The sequence below is a fragment of the Yinghuangia sp. YIM S09857 genome (assembly GCF_051388915.1).
Taxonomy (GTDB): Bacteria; Actinomycetota; Actinomycetes; order Streptomycetales; family Streptomycetaceae; genus Yinghuangia.
The window spans coordinates 422839-437590 of record NZ_JBPKBH010000004.1 but is presented as its reverse complement, the minus strand read 5'-3'; the positions used below and the strand labels follow the sequence as shown (position 1 = coordinate 437590).

12 protein-coding genes and 1 riboswitch are annotated in these 14752 nt (G+C 71.5%); of the genes, 5 read left to right on the top strand and 7 right to left on the bottom strand.

Annotated elements, in window-relative coordinates; all coding sequences use genetic code 11:
• On the top strand, nucleotides 1-440 hold a 440-nt coding region (locus tag ACRX5S_RS10820), incomplete at its 5' end, for an amino acid permease (protein ID WP_436772618.1).
• A 2-nt stretch (nucleotides 441-442) separates the two neighbouring features.
• Here the strand turns inward: ACRX5S_RS10820 and ACRX5S_RS10815 are convergent.
• Together ACRX5S_RS10815 and ACRX5S_RS10810 are read right to left on the bottom strand one after the other, a co-directional pair.
• The gene (locus tag ACRX5S_RS10815) at nucleotides 443-1453 is read right to left on the bottom strand and encodes a lactonase family protein (RefSeq protein WP_436772617.1); all 1011 of its coding nucleotides are present in this window, start codon (nucleotides 1451-1453) and stop codon (nucleotides 443-445) included.
• A gap of 95 nt (nucleotides 1454-1548) precedes the next feature.
• Nucleotides 1549-3075, bottom strand: a complete 1527-nt coding sequence (locus tag ACRX5S_RS10810; protein WP_436772616.1) for an MFS transporter — start codon at nucleotides 3073-3075, stop codon at nucleotides 1549-1551.
• Between the two features lie 245 nt (nucleotides 3076-3320).
• Here ACRX5S_RS10810 and ACRX5S_RS10805 point away from each other — a divergent pair, with 245 nt between their 5' ends.
• Nucleotides 3321-3701, top strand: coding sequence for an ArsR/SmtB family transcription factor (locus tag ACRX5S_RS10805; protein ID WP_436772615.1), 381 nt, complete (start codon nucleotides 3321-3323; stop codon nucleotides 3699-3701).
• Here ACRX5S_RS10805 and ACRX5S_RS10800 read toward each other — a convergent pair.
• Nucleotides 3690-4727 (bottom strand): helix-turn-helix transcriptional regulator, encoded by a 1038-nt coding sequence (locus tag ACRX5S_RS10800; RefSeq protein WP_436772614.1) that lies wholly within the window; start codon nucleotides 4725-4727, stop codon nucleotides 3690-3692. The genes ACRX5S_RS10805 and ACRX5S_RS10800 overlap by 12 nt on opposite strands.
• Before the next feature lie 95 nt (nucleotides 4728-4822).
• Between ACRX5S_RS10800 and ACRX5S_RS10795 the strand changes: the two genes are divergently transcribed.
• On the top strand, nucleotides 4823-5248 hold the full coding sequence (locus ACRX5S_RS10795) for an SRPBCC family protein (RefSeq protein ID WP_436772613.1): 426 nt from the start codon (nucleotides 4823-4825) through the stop codon (nucleotides 5246-5248).
• A 109-nt stretch (nucleotides 5249-5357) separates the two neighbouring features.
• Nucleotides 5358-5624 (top strand): hypothetical protein, encoded by a 267-nt coding sequence (locus tag ACRX5S_RS10790; protein WP_436772612.1) that lies wholly within the window; start codon nucleotides 5358-5360, stop codon nucleotides 5622-5624.
• 8 nt (nucleotides 5625-5632) lie between these two features.
• Here the strand turns inward: ACRX5S_RS10790 and ACRX5S_RS10785 are convergent, their stop codons facing one another.
• Nucleotides 5633-6541 (bottom strand): class I SAM-dependent methyltransferase, encoded by a 909-nt coding sequence (locus ACRX5S_RS10785; RefSeq protein WP_436772611.1) that lies wholly within the window; start codon nucleotides 6539-6541, stop codon nucleotides 5633-5635.
• A gap of 370 nt (nucleotides 6542-6911) precedes the next feature.
• On the opposite strand from ACRX5S_RS10785, the gene ACRX5S_RS10780 reads away from it, so the two are divergent.
• Nucleotides 6912-8507 (top strand): TROVE domain-containing protein, encoded by a 1596-nt coding sequence (locus ACRX5S_RS10780; RefSeq protein WP_436772610.1) that lies wholly within the window; start codon nucleotides 6912-6914, stop codon nucleotides 8505-8507.
• A gap of 136 nt (nucleotides 8508-8643) precedes the next feature.
• On the opposite strand, the gene ACRX5S_RS10775 is transcribed toward ACRX5S_RS10780, so the two are convergent.
• The 3 genes from ACRX5S_RS10775 to ACRX5S_RS10765 all read right to left on the bottom strand — a co-directional run bounded on the left by ACRX5S_RS10775 (nucleotide 8644) and on the right by ACRX5S_RS10765 (nucleotide 14198).
• Nucleotides 8644-9450: an SDR family NAD(P)-dependent oxidoreductase gene (locus tag ACRX5S_RS10775; protein ID WP_436772609.1), complete on the bottom strand. Its 807-nt coding sequence runs from the start codon at nucleotides 9448-9450 to the stop codon at nucleotides 8644-8646.
• Between the two features lie 150 nt (nucleotides 9451-9600).
• Nucleotides 9601-10578, bottom strand: coding sequence for a ribonucleotide-diphosphate reductase subunit beta (locus ACRX5S_RS10770; protein ID WP_436772758.1), 978 nt, complete (start codon nucleotides 10576-10578; stop codon nucleotides 9601-9603).
• Between the two features lie 125 nt (nucleotides 10579-10703).
• Nucleotides 10704-14198 (bottom strand): ribonucleoside-diphosphate reductase subunit alpha, encoded by a 3495-nt coding sequence (locus ACRX5S_RS10765; protein ID WP_436772757.1) that lies wholly within the window; start codon nucleotides 14196-14198, stop codon nucleotides 10704-10706.
• A gap of 65 nt (nucleotides 14199-14263) precedes the next feature.
• A riboswitch (cobalamin riboswitch) is annotated at nucleotides 14264-14529 on the bottom strand.
• Nucleotides 14530-14752: the final 223 nt, after the last annotated feature.

Sequence of the window (14752 nt, the reverse complement as noted above, 5' to 3'; positions counted from 1 at the left end):
CCCCCCCCGCGGCCCTGGGCGCGCTGCTCGGCCTGATGCTGGGCGTCTCCCGCACCGCGCTGGCCATGGCCCGCGACCGGCACCTACCGCGTACGCTCGCCGCCGTCGACACCAAGCACCAGGTCCCGCGCCACGCGGTCATCGCCGTGGGCGCGGCCGTGGTGCTGCTCGTCGGGCTGGTCGACCTGCGCGGCGCGATCGGCTTCTCCTCCTTCGGTGTCCTCGCCTATTACGCGGTGGCCAACGCCGCCGCGCTGCGGCTGCGCCGCGAGGAGAATCCGCCGCCGCGCGCCATCCCGCTGCTCGGCCTCGTCGGCTGCGCCGTCCTGGCTGTCACGCTTCCCTGGCGGTCGGTGGCGTGGGGTGCGGCCGTGCTCGCGGCGGGCGTCGTCGTCTGGTTCGTCCGCAAGTCCCGGGACCCGGAGGGCACGAGGAACTGAAGTCAGGTGCCCGGGACGGCGACGACGCAGGTGGGGCTGCCGGTCCGCAGGACCTCGACCGGGGTCGCCAGGAGGCCGGTGGCAGGGTCGCGGCGCAGCGCGGTGACGGTGTCGGAGCGTTCGCCCGCGATGTAGAGGTGGTCGCCGATGAGGGCGGCGTCGCGGGGCCAGGTGACGCCGGAGGGCGTTTCGGCGAGTACGTGGGCGGTGCCGTCCGCCACGGAGAGCACGGTGACGGTGTCCGGGCCGCGGTTGGCGACATAAAGATGGCGGCCGTCCGGGGCGGCCACGATCGCTGAGGGGTGGTTGCGCGTCGGGCCCGCGGTGGCCAGGTCGACCACGGGGCCGTCGGGGAACGCGTGGACCGCGGGCGTGAGTTCGCCGACGACCCAGACGCGGCCCGGATCCGAGCGCGCGAGGTGCCGCGGGCCGAAGCCGGGCGGCACAACTGCCGGTGCTTCCGCGGCGAGAGTGCCGTCCGCGTGGAGGCGGTGCCGCCAGACGCGGTCCGAACCGAGGTCGCAGACCAGGACCGTGTCGCCGTCGAAGGTCACCTGGTGGGCGTGCGGTCCGGCCTGCCGGTCGCGGTCGGGGCCGTCTCCGTGCAGGTCGAGCACGGCCCTGTGCCGTGCGGCCGCGCCGTGCGCGTCGAGGGGGTGGACGGAGACCCGGCCGTCGCCGTAGTTCGCGGTCAACACGTAGCGCCCGGTGGGATCGACGGCGACGTGGCACGGGGCACTGCCGCCGCTCGGGACGCTGCCGAGCGGGGTGAGCGAGCCGTCCGCGCCCAGGGCGAACGAGCTGAGCGAGCCCCGCGGTTCGAGCTCGTTGACCGCGTAGACCGTACGCCCGGAGGGGTGCGCGGCCAGGAACGACGGCGACGGGGTTGCGGTCGGCTCGCCCAACTGTGTCAGTACGCCGGTCTCCGGGTTCCGGGCGCAGACCGTGATGCCGGATCCGCGTCCGCCGGTGGCGGGGGTGTAGCTGCCGATGCAGACGAGCGGCTGGGCCATGGCGGGTCGTACTCCTGATCCTCGTGCGGTCGGACCGGACCGGACTGCTGGTCTATACCAGTGCCCGGTCCGGTCCGACCGTACGCCAACCGCCGTCAGCCGCGTACGCCGACCTCCACGCGCTCCACATCGTCCCCGGTCCCACCCCAGGTCTCGTCCCCGGCCTCGTCCCCGGCCTCGGAATCGGCCTCGGAGTCGGCGACCGGTCCGGCCCCGTCCTTCGGCGCCCGCTTGAAGGTGAGGGCCGCCAGCGCGCCGAGCAGGAGGGCCGCGGCGACCAGGTAGAGGGTGCTCCGCTGGCCGTCCGCGACCGCGTGTTCGAGCGCCGCGCCGGTCAGGCCGTCGGTGTCGGCGTTCGCGACGGCCACGAAGATCGCCAGGCCGACCGCGGCGCCGACCTGGGACGCCGTCGAGGCCATGCCGGACGCCACGCCCTGCTCGGTCGCGTCGACCCCGGAGGCCGCCGCGATCCACATCGCGGTCCAGGCGATGCCCTGCCCGACACCCATGACGACGAGGCCGGGGACGAGGACGCCGTAAGACCCGTCCTCGCTCACGCCCGTCGCCAGCACCGCGGTGCCGACCGCGCCGAGCACGAACCCGGTGAGCAGCGCCGGGCGGAGCCCCGCGCGGGTGGTCATGCGCTCGCCGATCTGGGTGCCCGCGAAGATCGCCACGGCCGGGACCAGGAAGGCGAAACCGGTCTGGAGCGCGCTGAGGCCCTGGACCTCCTGCCACAGGATGGTCAGGAAGTACGGGATCGCCCCGAACGTGCCCATGAACACGAAGGTGATCACGGTCGCCGCGGCGAGGCTGCGGTTGCGGAACAGCCGCAGCGGCATCAGCGGGTCGGCGATGCGCGACTCGACGACCGCGAACGCGGCCAGCAGCAGCACCGCGAGCGCCGCCGACACGAGGATGCCCGCGGAGGTCCAGCCGACCGCCGGGGCCTCGACGAGGACGTACACCAGCAGGGTGATGCCCGCGGTCGCGGTCAGCGCGCCCGGCAGGTCGAAGCTGCGGCGCGGGCCGGACCGCCGGTCGCGCGGGATGAACGCGAAAGCCCCGGCGATCACGAGTGCGGCCAGCGGCACGTTGACGAAGAAGACGGACGACCACCCGAACCAGCTCGTGAGCACGCCGCCGAACAGCGCGCCGAGCGACAGCCCGCTCGCGCCCGCGCCGCCCCAGACGGCCAGCGCGCGGTTCCGCTCAGGCCCCTCCGCGAACAGCGTGTTGACGAGCGACAGGGTCGCGGGGAACAGGAGAGCGCCGCCTATGCCCTGGACCGCGCGGGCCGCGATCATCATGCCGGGGTTGACGGCGAGTCCGCCGAGGACCGAGGCCCCGGCGTAGAGGCCGAGCGCGGTCACGAGCACGGACCGGCGTCCGAAGAGGTCCGCGGTGCGGCCGCCGAGCAGCAGGAAGCCGCCGAAGGCGACGGCGTAGCCGCTGATCACCCACTGCAGGGACTGTTCGGAGAAGCCGAGTTCGGTGCCGATCTCGGGCAGCGCGACGAAGACGATGTTGTAGTCGACGGCGATGATCAGTTGGGCGAACGCCAGGACGGCGAGCGCCCAGCCGAGATGCCGCGGGCGGGCGGCGGGGACGGTTGTGGGCATGGCGGAGAGACCCCTTGCTGGGTGGACGTGCGGGTGGATTCCGCGGCCGCGGCCGGGGAGGTCGCGGGCTGTGGGCGTGGTGGCGGACCGCGGCTGCGGAGCCGTGAGATTGTGGGACTGTACGTGTACTCCCGTACAGAACGACTGTACGAGGATCCTCGTACAGTCCCGCGGAGCCCGTCAACCCGGTTCCGCGAAATTGTTCGTACGTTCACGAACGGTCGTAATCGCGCTATGGTGGCCGCATGACCCTGTTCCACCCCGCCCCCGAGCAGTTCCAGGTGGAGAACGTGCTGACCGCGCTGGGCAACCCCACGCGGCTGGAGGTCGTGCGCAAGCTCGCCGCCGACTGCGAGCAGGGCCATCCGTGCGGCGCGCTCATGACCAACGTCGCCAAGTCGACGCTCACCCACCACTGGCGGGTGCTGCGCGAGGCCGGTGTCATCCGGCAGGAGCCGGCCGGGCGGGAGATTCTGATCAAGCTGCGGCGGCAGGAGATGGACGGCCGATTCCCCGGATTGCTCGACGCGGTGCTGGCCGCGGCGCAGCCGGCGCCGACCGCCGACGGCGCAGTCACCGGCGGAACCGCAGCCGCCGGCGAGACCGAGGTGGCCTCAGCCGTCTGACGGCTCCGTCCCGGATTCCACCTCCGGCCGCCCGCCCGCCGCATACATCGCCAGGACCGCACGCGCGGCCGCCTCGACGTCCGCCCGCAGCTCGGGCGGTCCCAGGACCTCGACCTCCGGCCCGAAGCGCAGCAGTTCCAGCGCACCGAAGCGCAGGGTCTCCAACGGCAGGACGGCCTTGACCCAGCCCTCCGCGTCCGGCGCGCCCGCCGTCTCCGCGACGACGCGCTCGCGCCGCGGCCCGAACAGGCCCGCGACCGCCGCCCGGGCGCGCGGCGAGAGCCGTACGACCGCCGGGACCTGGTACAGATTCCGCTCGAAGTCCTCCGACCACGTGGTCCAGTAGCCGGACAGCGAGAAGCCCGGATCACGCTCGAACTCCTCGTTCAGAACCGTGAGTTCGAGGATCCGGCCGACGCGGTACGTGCGGTCCTTGCGCGGCTGTCCACCCTCGTCCCCCGCATGCCGCGCCACCAGGTACCAGACGCCCGCCTTGAGGACCAGGCCGTACGGATCGAGCACGCGCGGCGCCACCGCCCCGCCCCACCGCCGGTACGTGATCCGGATCCGCCGCCCGTGCCACACCGCGTTCGCCGCGTCGGCCAGATGCGGCGACCTCTCCGCCTCCGTGTACCAGCCCACCGTGTCCAGGTGGAAGCGCTCCCCCGTCCGGGCGGCCCGCTCGCGCAGCTCCGGCGCCAGCCCCGCCCGCACCTTCAGCTGCGCGGACGCCACCACCGCCCCGAGCCCCAGTTCCGCGGCGGGACCGGGCAGCCCGGCCAGCATCAGTGAGTCGGCCTCGTCCGCGGTCAGGCCGTTGATCCTGGTCCGGAACCCGTCGAGCAGGCGGTAGCCCCCGGCCGGCCCGCGCTCGGCGTACACCGGGATTCCCGCGGCGCTCAGCGACTCGATGTCCCGGTAGACCGTGCGCACCGACACCTCCAGCTCGTCGGCCAGCTCCTGCGCGGTGACATGGCCGCGCGTCTGGAGGGTCAGCAGGACGGACAGCAGTCGGCTCGCGCGCATGACCCCAGTCTGCCTGGTACCTGACAGAGGATGTCAGGTACCTCGGGCATGATCATCACAGGACGGCCGGGACCGGAGGAAGAAGGAGCTGCGGCATGACCAGCGAGATCGGCAAGACCCAGGACGCCGGGTACCAGATCGGCGTCTCCCGGACGCTGCCCTACCCCGCGTCCGTGATCTGGGAGTTCCTCACCGACGACGACGGCCTGGCGGTGTGGCTCGGGCCGGGTGCCGAACTGGGGCGCGACAAGGGGACGCCGTACCGCACCGACGACGGCACCGAGGGCGAGCTGCGCAGTTGGCGCGAGATGGACCGGGTCCGGCTGACCTGGCGCCCCGCCGACTGGGACCACGACACGACGGTCCAGGTGGCGATCCGCGCGTCCGGCGAGAAGACGATGCTGCGCTTCCACCAGGAGTGGCTGGCGGACGGCCGCGAGCGCGAGCGGCAGCGCGAGCACTGGAAGGCGGTCATGGACGCCGTGGTCGAGGCGTTGCGCGACGAGCGTGCCGCCGAGTGATCGGCCGAGCCGGCCCGCCCGGAAATTCATATAACCGGAACGTTGCCTTCCGTGATCAGCGGGTACCAGTTGTGCGTTGAGGCTTGACGGCACGACGAAAGGCTGCGTCATGAGCGGGTTCCTGGACAAGGCGAAGGAAAAGGCCAGGGAAACGGTGGCCACCGGCAAGCAGAAGGCCGACGAATTCCAGGCCAATCGCGCACAGAGCGACCTGTACAAGCAACTCGGCGCGGCCTACTACGCCGAGCAGCGCCAGGGTGCGTCGCACGACGAGGTCTCGCGGCTGCTCACCGCCCTCGACGCCCACGAACGCGAGCACGGGCCGTCGACCGGCGACAGCCCCACCGACGGCCCGGGCCCGGTCGGCCTGGCCTGACCGAACGCCTACCCGGCCCCCGGCGGCGATGCCCCGGCGCCGCCGTCCGCCGCGTCAGCCGCATCCGCGCCCGGGCCGAACCGGACCACCGTGATGGACGGGCGCCGGTTGCGCACCAGCGGGATCAGGTGTGCGTGCGGCGCGATCTTCGTGTAGAAGAAGCCCCGTCCCGGCACCAGGGCGAGGTCGTCGATCTCCACGATGTTGGGGTGCGTGCCGTGCAGCTTCCAGCGCTCGGACGCGTCCATCCCCCACGGCATCGGCGGGGCGACGTACCCCTCGCGCGTCTTCACGCGCCCCTTGACCGTCTGCGCGCTGAACCAGCGCGGCACCGCGTCCAGGACCAGCGAGCCGTTCGGGAACCGCTCGGCGCAGCGGGCGATCAGCGCGCGCACGTCGGAGGGTTGCAGGTACATCAGCAGCCCCTGCGCCGTGACGATGACGCCGCGTGCCGGGTCCACCTGGTCCATCCACGTCTCGTCGAGCGCCGAGGCCGCGACGGGGTGCACCCGGGCCTCGTCCGGCAGCAGGCGGCCGCGCAGCTCGACGATCTCGGGGAGGTCGACCGACAGCCACGTGACGAGGCCGTTGTCGACGCGCCAGAACTGCGTCTCCAGCCCTTCGCCGAGCGCGACCACCGTGCCGTCGGGGTGCTCGTGGAGGAACGCCCGGATCTGCTCGTCGAAGGTGCGCGCCCGCAGCGCCTGGCCCTGCGCGCTGCCCATGTCCGCCTTGCCGAACCGCCGTTCGAACGGGTAGTCGATGCCGTCCAGCAGTTCGACGCCCATCGGGTCGTCGAGCACCGCGTCGGGACGCCGTGCCTCCATCGCGCGGTGGTACAGGGTCCACAGCAGCGTCTCCGGAACCCCGTCGAGCGCGACGCGGGTCTTCGGGCCGTTCGTGGTCGCAGTCGCCATGCCGAGACCTCCTCCCGTGCCCAACGCTAGTACCGCCTCCCGGAAAATACCTGGTGACCGGCGATCGATTCCGCCTAGTGTGAAGCACGTGAACGACGCACCTCCCGGTGCGCAGGGTCCGGATACTTCCTTCCACGAAATCTCCGGTCCCGTCCTTGATCTCGGGAGGGCAGGCGTGGGGTGCCCGGTGCGCAGGCCTCGGTTACTTCGACTGATAATCGCGAGGTTCCGGGTTCGAGTCCCTGGTCGCCGGGCGCAAGTCCGGCGGTAGCTCAATCGGGTAGAGCACGTATGTGCCGGAGCCGCTTGGATCTCGGGCACCCCGCACGCCGCCTCCCCCCAATCCACCATCCCACGGGGGGATTTCGGCATGTCCAAGTTCAACCGCCGGACCGCGCGCGCCGCCGCGGTCGGCCCGGTCCGCACCTCCACGACCACGCCGGTCGCGGCCACGTTCGAGGGCGGAGACGCGTATCTGCGCGAACCGCGGGGCGAGCTCCTGCTGTTCGCGCTCACCAACATGGTCGGCGAGGCCGCGTACTACGAGTCCGCCGACGCCCGCGACCGCCGGTTCCGCGACCTCGTGCACGATGTGGCCGCCGAGGACCCGGCGTGGATGCGCGGCTTCATCGGCTGGCTGCGGGACGCCGCCGGGATGCGCTCGGCGTCGCTGGTCGCGGCCGCCGAGGCGGTCTTCGCGCGGCTGGCGCTCGGGCTGCACGGCGGGAACCGGGCCATCGTGGACGCCGCGCTGCGGCGTCCGGACGAGCCCGGCGAGATGCTGGCGTACTGGCACTCGACGCACGGCCGCACGGTGCCCAAGCCGGTCAAGCGCGGGGTCGCGGACGCGGCCGCGCGGATGTACACCGAGCGCGCGCTGCTGAAGTATGACACCGCGGGCAAGGGCTTCCGCTTCGCCGACGTGCTCGAACTGACGCACGCCTCGCCCGCGCCCGACAAGCCGTGGCAGGGCGGGCTGTTCAAGCACGCGATCGACCGGCGCCACGGGCACGACGCGGAGGTGCCGGAGCGCCTGGGCACGATCGCGGCCAACCGGGTGCTGCGCGCCGAGGCGGCCGAGGACCCGTCCGTCCTGCTGGACGCCGACCGCCTGCGGGCCGCCGGCATGACGTGGGAGGACGTGCTGTCGCTCGGCGGTTCGCGGCTCGACAAGGCGCGGCTGTGGGAGGCGATCGTGCCGTCGATGGGCGTCATGGCGCTGATCCGCAACCTGCGCAACTTCGACGAGGCGGGGCTGTCGGACGAGGTGGCCGAGGACATCGCGCGGCGCATCGCGGACCCGGTGGCGATCGCGGGGTCGCGGCTGTTCCCGTACCGGTTCCTGTCGGCCTACCGGGCCGCGCCCTCGCTGCGGTGGGGCCACGCACTTGACCGGGCGCTGGCCGCGTCGACGGCGAACGTGCCCGCGCTGCCCGGCCGTACGCTCGTGCTGGTCGACACGTCGGGCAGCATGTCGTCGTACGTCTCGGCGAAGTCGAAGGTCACGCACGCCGACATCGGCGCGCTGTTCGGGGTCTCCCTGGCGCACCGCGGCGCGGACGTCGACCTGGTCGGGTTCGCGGACCGGCACTTCACGCACCGGATCACGCGGGGCGGCTCGGTGCTTCGCGACATCGAGGCGTTCTGCAAGCGGAACGGCGAGGTGGGGCACGGCACGGAGACGGTGCCGGCGCTGAGGGCGGCGTACCGGGGCCACGACCGCGTCGTGCTGGTCTCGGACATGCAGGCGTTCCGCTGGGCGGGCTCGGGCGCGGGCGGGGTGACGGTGTCGGACGCGATTCCGGCGCACGTGCCGATGTTCGGCGTCAACACGACCGGGTACGCACCCGCGGTGATCGCGAGCGGCACGCCGAACCGGTACGAGATCGGCGGGTTCAGCGACAAGCTGTTCACGCTGATGGACGTGCTGAGCCGGGGGCGCGACGCCGGGTGGCCTTGGGAGTAGGCGCGCTTTGTGTGGGCGGGCCAAGTGCCTTGTTCGGCGGCGGCGTGCACGTGCCGTGCCGACCGAAGTACCTTGGTAATGCAAGTAGTTGGGCTCCGGACCGGTCGCAGGTCGCCGGTCCGGGGCCCGACGGTGTTCAGCGCGTGATCCCGAGCGCCCCCGCGATGAGGTCGCTCAGCCCCGTCCGTGTCCCGGCGAGGAACCCGCCGTCGACCGCGATGGCCTGGCCGGTCACGAACGACGCGTCGTCGGAGGCCAGGAAGAGCGCCGCCGCGGCGATCTCGTCGGGGCGTCCGAAGCGGCCGAGCATGTGCAGTTCGCGGTACTCCTCGCGGTACTGCGTCATGTTGCCCGAGCCCATCACCGCCCGGAACATCGGCGTGTCGATGAAGCCGGGACAGATGGCGTTCACCCGGATGCCCGCCCGCCCGTAGTCGATGGCCATGTTGCGCGTGAGGGTGACCACGCCGCCCTTGGACGCGTTGTAGGCGCTGCCGCCCTCGGTGCCCTGGAGCCCTTCGACGCTCGCGATGTTGATGATGCTGCCGGACTGCTGCCCGATCATCACGCGCAGCGCGTGCTTCGCGGCGAGGAACGTGCCCTTGAGGTTCACGTCGACGATGCGGTCCCATTCGGCCGTGTCGAGGGCGTGCACCACTCCCCCGCCGGAGACGCCGGCCGAGTTGACGAGGACGTCCAGCCGCCCGTGTTCGGCGGCGATCGCCTCGACGGCCGCGGCGACCGCGCTTTCGTCGCGTACGTCGGCCTCCACCAGGCCGCCCCTGCCCGGGAAGTCCTCTTCCGGCTTGCCCAGGTCGAGGCCGATCACCGTGGCGCCCTCGACGGTGAACCGCTCGACGCACGCGAGGCCGAGGCCCGAGGCGCCGCCGGTCACCAGCGCGACCCTGCCGTGCAGCCTGCCGGTCTGCCCGCCGTTTTCCATGATGGCCTCCCGTACGCGTGGAATCGTGGATCCGGCCGGGGATCCCCCCTACTGCGACCGGGAAGGTCCACCGGTCCCGGCAAACCCTCCCACCCACAGCACTAGACCAACCGGGTGCGCGCGGCAAGCGAAACGCGTGTGCAGTTCCCGTCAGAAGTCCTCGTCGAACGCCACCGTTCCGGTGACCGCGACCTGGTACGCGGACACCCGCCGCTCGAAGAAGTTCGCCAGCTCCTGCACGTCCTGGAGCTCCATGAACGCGAACGGGTTCGCCGCGCCGTACATCGGCTCCATGCCGAGTTGCGCGAGGCGGCGGTCCGCGACGTGTCGGAGGTAGGTCCGCATGTCCGCGACCGTCATGCCCGCGACTCCGCCGCCGAGCAGGTCTTCGGCGAAGGCGGTCTCGGCGTCGACCGCTTCGGCGAGCATGCGGCGTACGTCGTCGGCGAGTTCGTCGTCGAACAGGTCGGGCTCCTCGTCCCGCACGGTCTCGACGACCTGGAACGCGAAGTCCATGTGCGCGGATTCGTCGCGGAACACCCAATTGGTGCCCGAGGCAAGGCCGTTGAGGAGTCCGCGCGAGCGCAGGAAGTAGACGTACGCGAACGCTCCGTAGAAGAACAGCCCTTCGATGCACGCCGCGAAGCAGATCAGGTTGAGGAGGAACTGCCGCCGCTCGTCCCGGCCCGACAGCCGTTGCAGGCCCATCGCGGAGTCGATCCAGCGGAAGCAGAACTCCGCCTTGCGGCGGATCGACGGGATGTGCTCGACGGCCGCGAACGCCTTGGCCCGCTCGTCGGGATCGGGCAGGTAGGTGTCCAGCAGCGTCAGGTAGAACTGGACGTGCACGGCCTCCTCGAAGAGCTGCCGCGACAGGTACAGCCGAGCCTCGGGGGCGTTGATGTGACGGTAGAGGTTGAGCACGAGGTTGTTGGCGACGATGGTGTCGCCGGTGGCGAAGAAGGCCACGAGGCGCTGCACGAGGTGGCGTTCGGCCGGACCCAGCTTGGCGAGGTCGGCGAGGTCCGAGTGCAGCTCGACCTCCTCGACGGTCCAGGTGTTGCGGATCGCGGCGCGGTACTTCTCGTAGAAGTCCGGGTAGCGCATGGGCCGCAGTGTGAGGCTCATGCCGGGGTCGAGCAGCCGCGCCCGGGACGCCCCGGGCGCCGCGTGGGCGCCCGGGGTCTCGTGGGCGCCTGCGGTTTCGTGAGCGCCCGGGGTTTTGTGGGCGCCCGGGGATTCGTGGACGGTCGTCACTGGCACGCCTCGCAGGCCTCGGGGTTCTCCAGGGAGCAGGCGACGGCCTCTTCGTCCGCGACCGCGGGCGCGGCGGCGGCGACGGTCGCCTGCTGGATGCGCGTCGCGGGGCGCGAGCGCAGGTAGTACGTCGTCTTCAGGCCGGTCGACCACGCGTACCGGTACATCGACGACAGCTTGCCGATGGTCGGGTCGGCCATGAACAGGTTGAGCGACTGCGACTGGTCGATGTACGGCGAGCGGGCCGCCGCCAGGTCGATCAGCGCGCGCTGCGGCAGTTCCCACGCGGTGCGGTACAACAGACGTACGTCTTCCGGGAGTTCGGTGATGTCCTGGACGGATCCCTCGGCGCGCTTGATGCGTTCGCGGATCGCCGCCGTCCACAGCCCGCGGCGCTTGAGCTCGCCCACCAGGTAGGTGTTGACCTGGAGGAATTCCCCCGACAGCGTCTCGCGCTTGAACAGGTTGGACACCTGCGGCTCGATGCACTCGTACGCGCCCGCGATGGACGCGATGGTGGCGGTGGGCGCGACGGCGACCAGCAGGGAGTTGCGCAGGCCGTGGGCGGCGACGCGGTCGCGCAGGGCGTCCCAGCGCTTGGTCTGCGTCGGGGTGACGCCCTCCCACAGGTCCGGTTGCAGCCGCCCTCGCGCCGCGTGCGTCTCCGCGTAGGCGGGATGCGGCCCGGCCTCCTTCGCCAGGTCGCAGGACGTCTCCAGCGCCGTCAGGTAGATCTCCTCGGCGATCCGCGTCGACAGTTCGCGCGCCTCGGCGGAGTCGAACGGCAAGCGGAGCCTGAAGAAGACGTCCTGAAGTCCCATGACGCCCAGGCCGACCGGGCGCCAGCGCGGGTTCGACGCGGCGGCCTGACCGGTCGGGTAGTAATTGATGTCGATGACCCGGTCGAGGAAGGTGACCGCGGTGCGCACGGTGGCGCGCAGCTTGCCCCAGTCGACGCCGTTCCCGGTCACGTGCGCCCCGAGTTGCACCGACCCGAGGTTGCACACCGCCGTTTCGCCGTCGCTCGTGACCTCCAGGATCTCCGTGCACAGGTTCGACAGATGCACGACGTTCCCGGGCTCGGCCGCCTGGTTGCACGTGCGATTGGACGCGTCCTTGAACGTCATCCAGCCGTTCCCCGTCTGCGCGAGCGTACGCATCATGCGCGCATACAGATCCCGAGCAGGCATCTGCCGCACGAACCGCCCGTCCAGCTCCGCCTGTTCGTACACCGCGTCGAACTCCGCACCCCAAAGGTCCGGCAGCTCGGGCACCTCGTCCGGATCGAACAGCGACCAAATCCCGTCGGCCTCGACCCGCCGCATGAAGAGGTCCGGAATCCAGTTCGCAAGATTGAGATTGTGCGTCCGCCGCGCGTCCTCCCCCGTGTTGTCCCGGAGTTCCAGGAATTCCAGGACATCGGGATGCCACGGCTCCAAGTACACGCACGCAGCCCCGCGTCGCTTCCCGCCGTTGTGCACGAGGGCAGAGGACGTCATGTACGACTCGTCGCCCTCCACCTTCAGGTCGACCACGACGGGAATGCTGCCGGCGGCGCGTACCGAGCGGACCCGGGAGAAGACGCAGCCCTGCCAGATGAACCAGTTCCGCTTGCCCATCGGCGCACAGCCGACGAGTTCGGCGATTTCCGGAACCGCGGGAATCCGGAGGTCGTAGGAGCGGACGAGGCCGGTGAGGACGACCGGACCGCCGTCCGAACGGATCCCCTCGTGGTCCTGGGTGCGTTCGCGATACCGGCCGGCACACGGAACCCCCAGGCGGAGGAACTGGTAGCGCAGTCCTTCGGCGAGTGGTTCCGAGGTACTGGTGAAGTAGATCTCCTTGCCGCGCAAGACGCCGCCGTCGGTCTCCAGCAGTCCGCGAATCAGCGCCATGGCCTGGGACTTGGGGAGGTGGGCGAAGCGCCGCGCGATGCGCTTGCGCCGGTTGCCGTCGTAGATGTCCTCGCGGGTGAACGGCAGGGTCGCGGGACCGGCGCCGAGCACGCGGCCGGTGACCAGGTCACGCGTGACGCCGCGCCCGGCGGCCCAGCGGACCTGGGCGTACGTCGTCCCTCGTGCGGTCTCCCAATAGTGGATGTCGCGTTCGGCGAGGTAGTCGCGGACGAACTGGAGGTGGGTGTCCTTGTCGGGGTTCCCCGAGACGCCCCATTCGCGGCCGTCGGCGGCGAGGTGTCCGTCGCCGAGCAGGATTCCGTACAGGCGGGCGTCGTCGTCGGTCAGGCCCTCGACCGGCACGGTCTCCGTCGGGATGACCTGCGCGACGAAGTCACCCTTTTGCAGGTGCCCGGCCTCGGTCCAGGCGGCGCGCACCGTGCCCTTCTGCAACTGGCGCATCGTCCGCGCCGGCGTGGTCTCCATGGGTACGCCGGTGACCGCGTAGAAGGGGTGGCCCGCCGTCACGTCCAGCGGCGCGATGCCGTGCTTGACGTCCACCCGCACCATCGGGTCGCGCTGGAGGTACGCGAACTTGCCTTCCACCGCGCGGTATTCGCCGGAGATGCCGAGCACCAGATCGCCGATCTGCACGTCGCCGATGGCCTTGGGGCCGTCGGCGGTGAACACCGGCGTCTCGGGGGCGAAGCACTGGTTGACCGCTTGGACCGAGGCGTCGAGGGTGTTGAGCCAGGGGACGATGCCGTTGGAGTGGCCGTTGGTGCCGCGGATGAGGGCGCCTCGGGAGCGGATGCGGGACCAGGCGACGCCGATGCCGCCGGCGAACTTGGAGAGGCGGGCGATGCGGCCGTACATGTCGTAGATGGACTCGATGTTGTCCTGCGGGGAGTCGAGCAGGTAGCAGGAGGACATCTGGGTGTGGCGCGTGCCGGAGTTGAAGAGGGTCGGGGAGCTGGGCAGGTAGGCGAGGGAGGACATGAGGCGGTAGAAGCCGACGGCCTCGGGGGCGGTCTTGGCGAGGCCGCAGGCTACGCGCATCAGGAAATGCTGCGGGGTCTCGACGACGGCGCGGTTGACGGGGTGACGCAGGAGGTAGCGGTCGTAGACGGTTCGCAGGCCGAAGTACTCGAAGCGGCGGTCGGCGGACGGGTCTACGGCGGCGTCGAGTTCCGCTGCGTGTGCGGCGACGAAGGCGGCGGTCTCGTCGCCGACGAGGCCTTCGGTGTGGCCGAGGGCGATGCCGGAGCTGAAGCCGGCGATGCCGTGGGTGCGGACCTCGGCGTCGATGGTGCGGGCCAGGAGGCGGGCGGCGAGGCGGGAGTACTCGGGTTCCTCGGCGATGAGTTCGGCCGCGGTGCGGACGACGAGGGCGTCGCGTTCGGCGTCCGTGGCTCCGGTGTGGAGTCCGGCGAGGGCCCGGGTGGCGACGCGCCGCGGGTCGACGTCGTGGAGGTCGTCGGCGAGGGCCTCGACGACGGCGACGGTGGCGGCGAGGGCGGCGGCAGGGTCCGCCGGGGATGCCGACAAACCGGTTGATACCGGGTGGTTCTGGGCGCGCGGAATCGCGCTGTCCATGACGGTCACGGGCTCTCTCCTCGCGAGCTCGAAATGCGGTGACCACCGTGCGCCGCCTGACAGGGGGCGGGCACGGGCGGCGAGCAGGTCTTCGGACTCGCGGGCATGCCGGGCACCGGCACACCACGGGTGTGCCGGAGCGCGGAGTTCCTAGTGGCCGTCGCTTCCCCCGGCCGGGGCCGGAGTGCTTGGTGACGGCGGTCGTTCCCGCTCACCGCTGCGGGGGCAGTCCCGGCTTGGCGTACGCGCGCCGCGACGTGTCGCGAGTGCTCGCACCCGGGTTCCCTCTTCAAAGGATCAATGCCGCATGACACGACATCAGCACCTTTTCGCCACCTGCCCCGACAGCGCGGAGCAGGTGAACTCGCTGCGAGCAGGAGCATATATGTAGTGGGTACCCCCGACGCGAACCACCAGTGGTTGTGTTCGGCGTGTCGCGCGGCACGCGTCGCGGCGCGAGGGGTTCCGTCCCGCCCGGGAGCCAGGTATGTTACCCCGGGTAACACCTTCTGTCCGGACCTCCGCCTGGGCCGCTCGCCGCGTGCTCGCGCGCT

Excerpts from the sequence above, each read along its gene's own strand:
- ACRX5S_RS10770 (WP_436772758.1), bottom strand. The coding sequence starts at position 10,578 with ATGAGCCTCACACTGCGGCCCATGCGCTACCCGGACTTCTACGAGAAG.
- ACRX5S_RS10785 (WP_436772611.1), bottom strand. The coding sequence starts at position 6,541 with ATGGCGACTGCGACCACGAACGGCCCGAAGACCCGCGTCGCGCTCGAC.
- ACRX5S_RS10815 (WP_436772617.1), bottom strand. The coding sequence starts at position 1,453 with ATGGCCCAGCCGCTCGTCTGCATCGGCAGCTACACCCCCGCCACCGGC.
- ACRX5S_RS10790 (WP_436772612.1), top strand. The coding sequence starts at position 5,358 with ATGAGCGGGTTCCTGGACAAGGCGAAGGAAAAGGCCAGGGAAACGGTG.
- ACRX5S_RS10765 (WP_436772757.1), bottom strand. The coding sequence starts at position 14,198 with ATGGACAGCGCGATTCCGCGCGCCCAGAACCACCCGGTATCAACCGGT.
- ACRX5S_RS10795 (WP_436772613.1), top strand. The coding sequence starts at position 4,823 with ATGACCAGCGAGATCGGCAAGACCCAGGACGCCGGGTACCAGATCGGC.
- ACRX5S_RS10805 (WP_436772615.1), top strand. The coding sequence starts at position 3,321 with ATGACCCTGTTCCACCCCGCCCCCGAGCAGTTCCAGGTGGAGAACGTG.
- ACRX5S_RS10780 (WP_436772610.1), top strand. The coding sequence starts at position 6,912 with ATGTCCAAGTTCAACCGCCGGACCGCGCGCGCCGCCGCGGTCGGCCCG.
- ACRX5S_RS10775 (WP_436772609.1), bottom strand. The coding sequence starts at position 9,450 with ATGGAAAACGGCGGGCAGACCGGCAGGCTGCACGGCAGGGTCGCGCTG.
- ACRX5S_RS10810 (WP_436772616.1), bottom strand. The coding sequence starts at position 3,075 with ATGCCCACAACCGTCCCCGCCGCCCGCCCGCGGCATCTCGGCTGGGCG.
- ACRX5S_RS10800 (WP_436772614.1), bottom strand. The coding sequence starts at position 4,727 with ATGCGCGCGAGCCGACTGCTGTCCGTCCTGCTGACCCTCCAGACGCGC.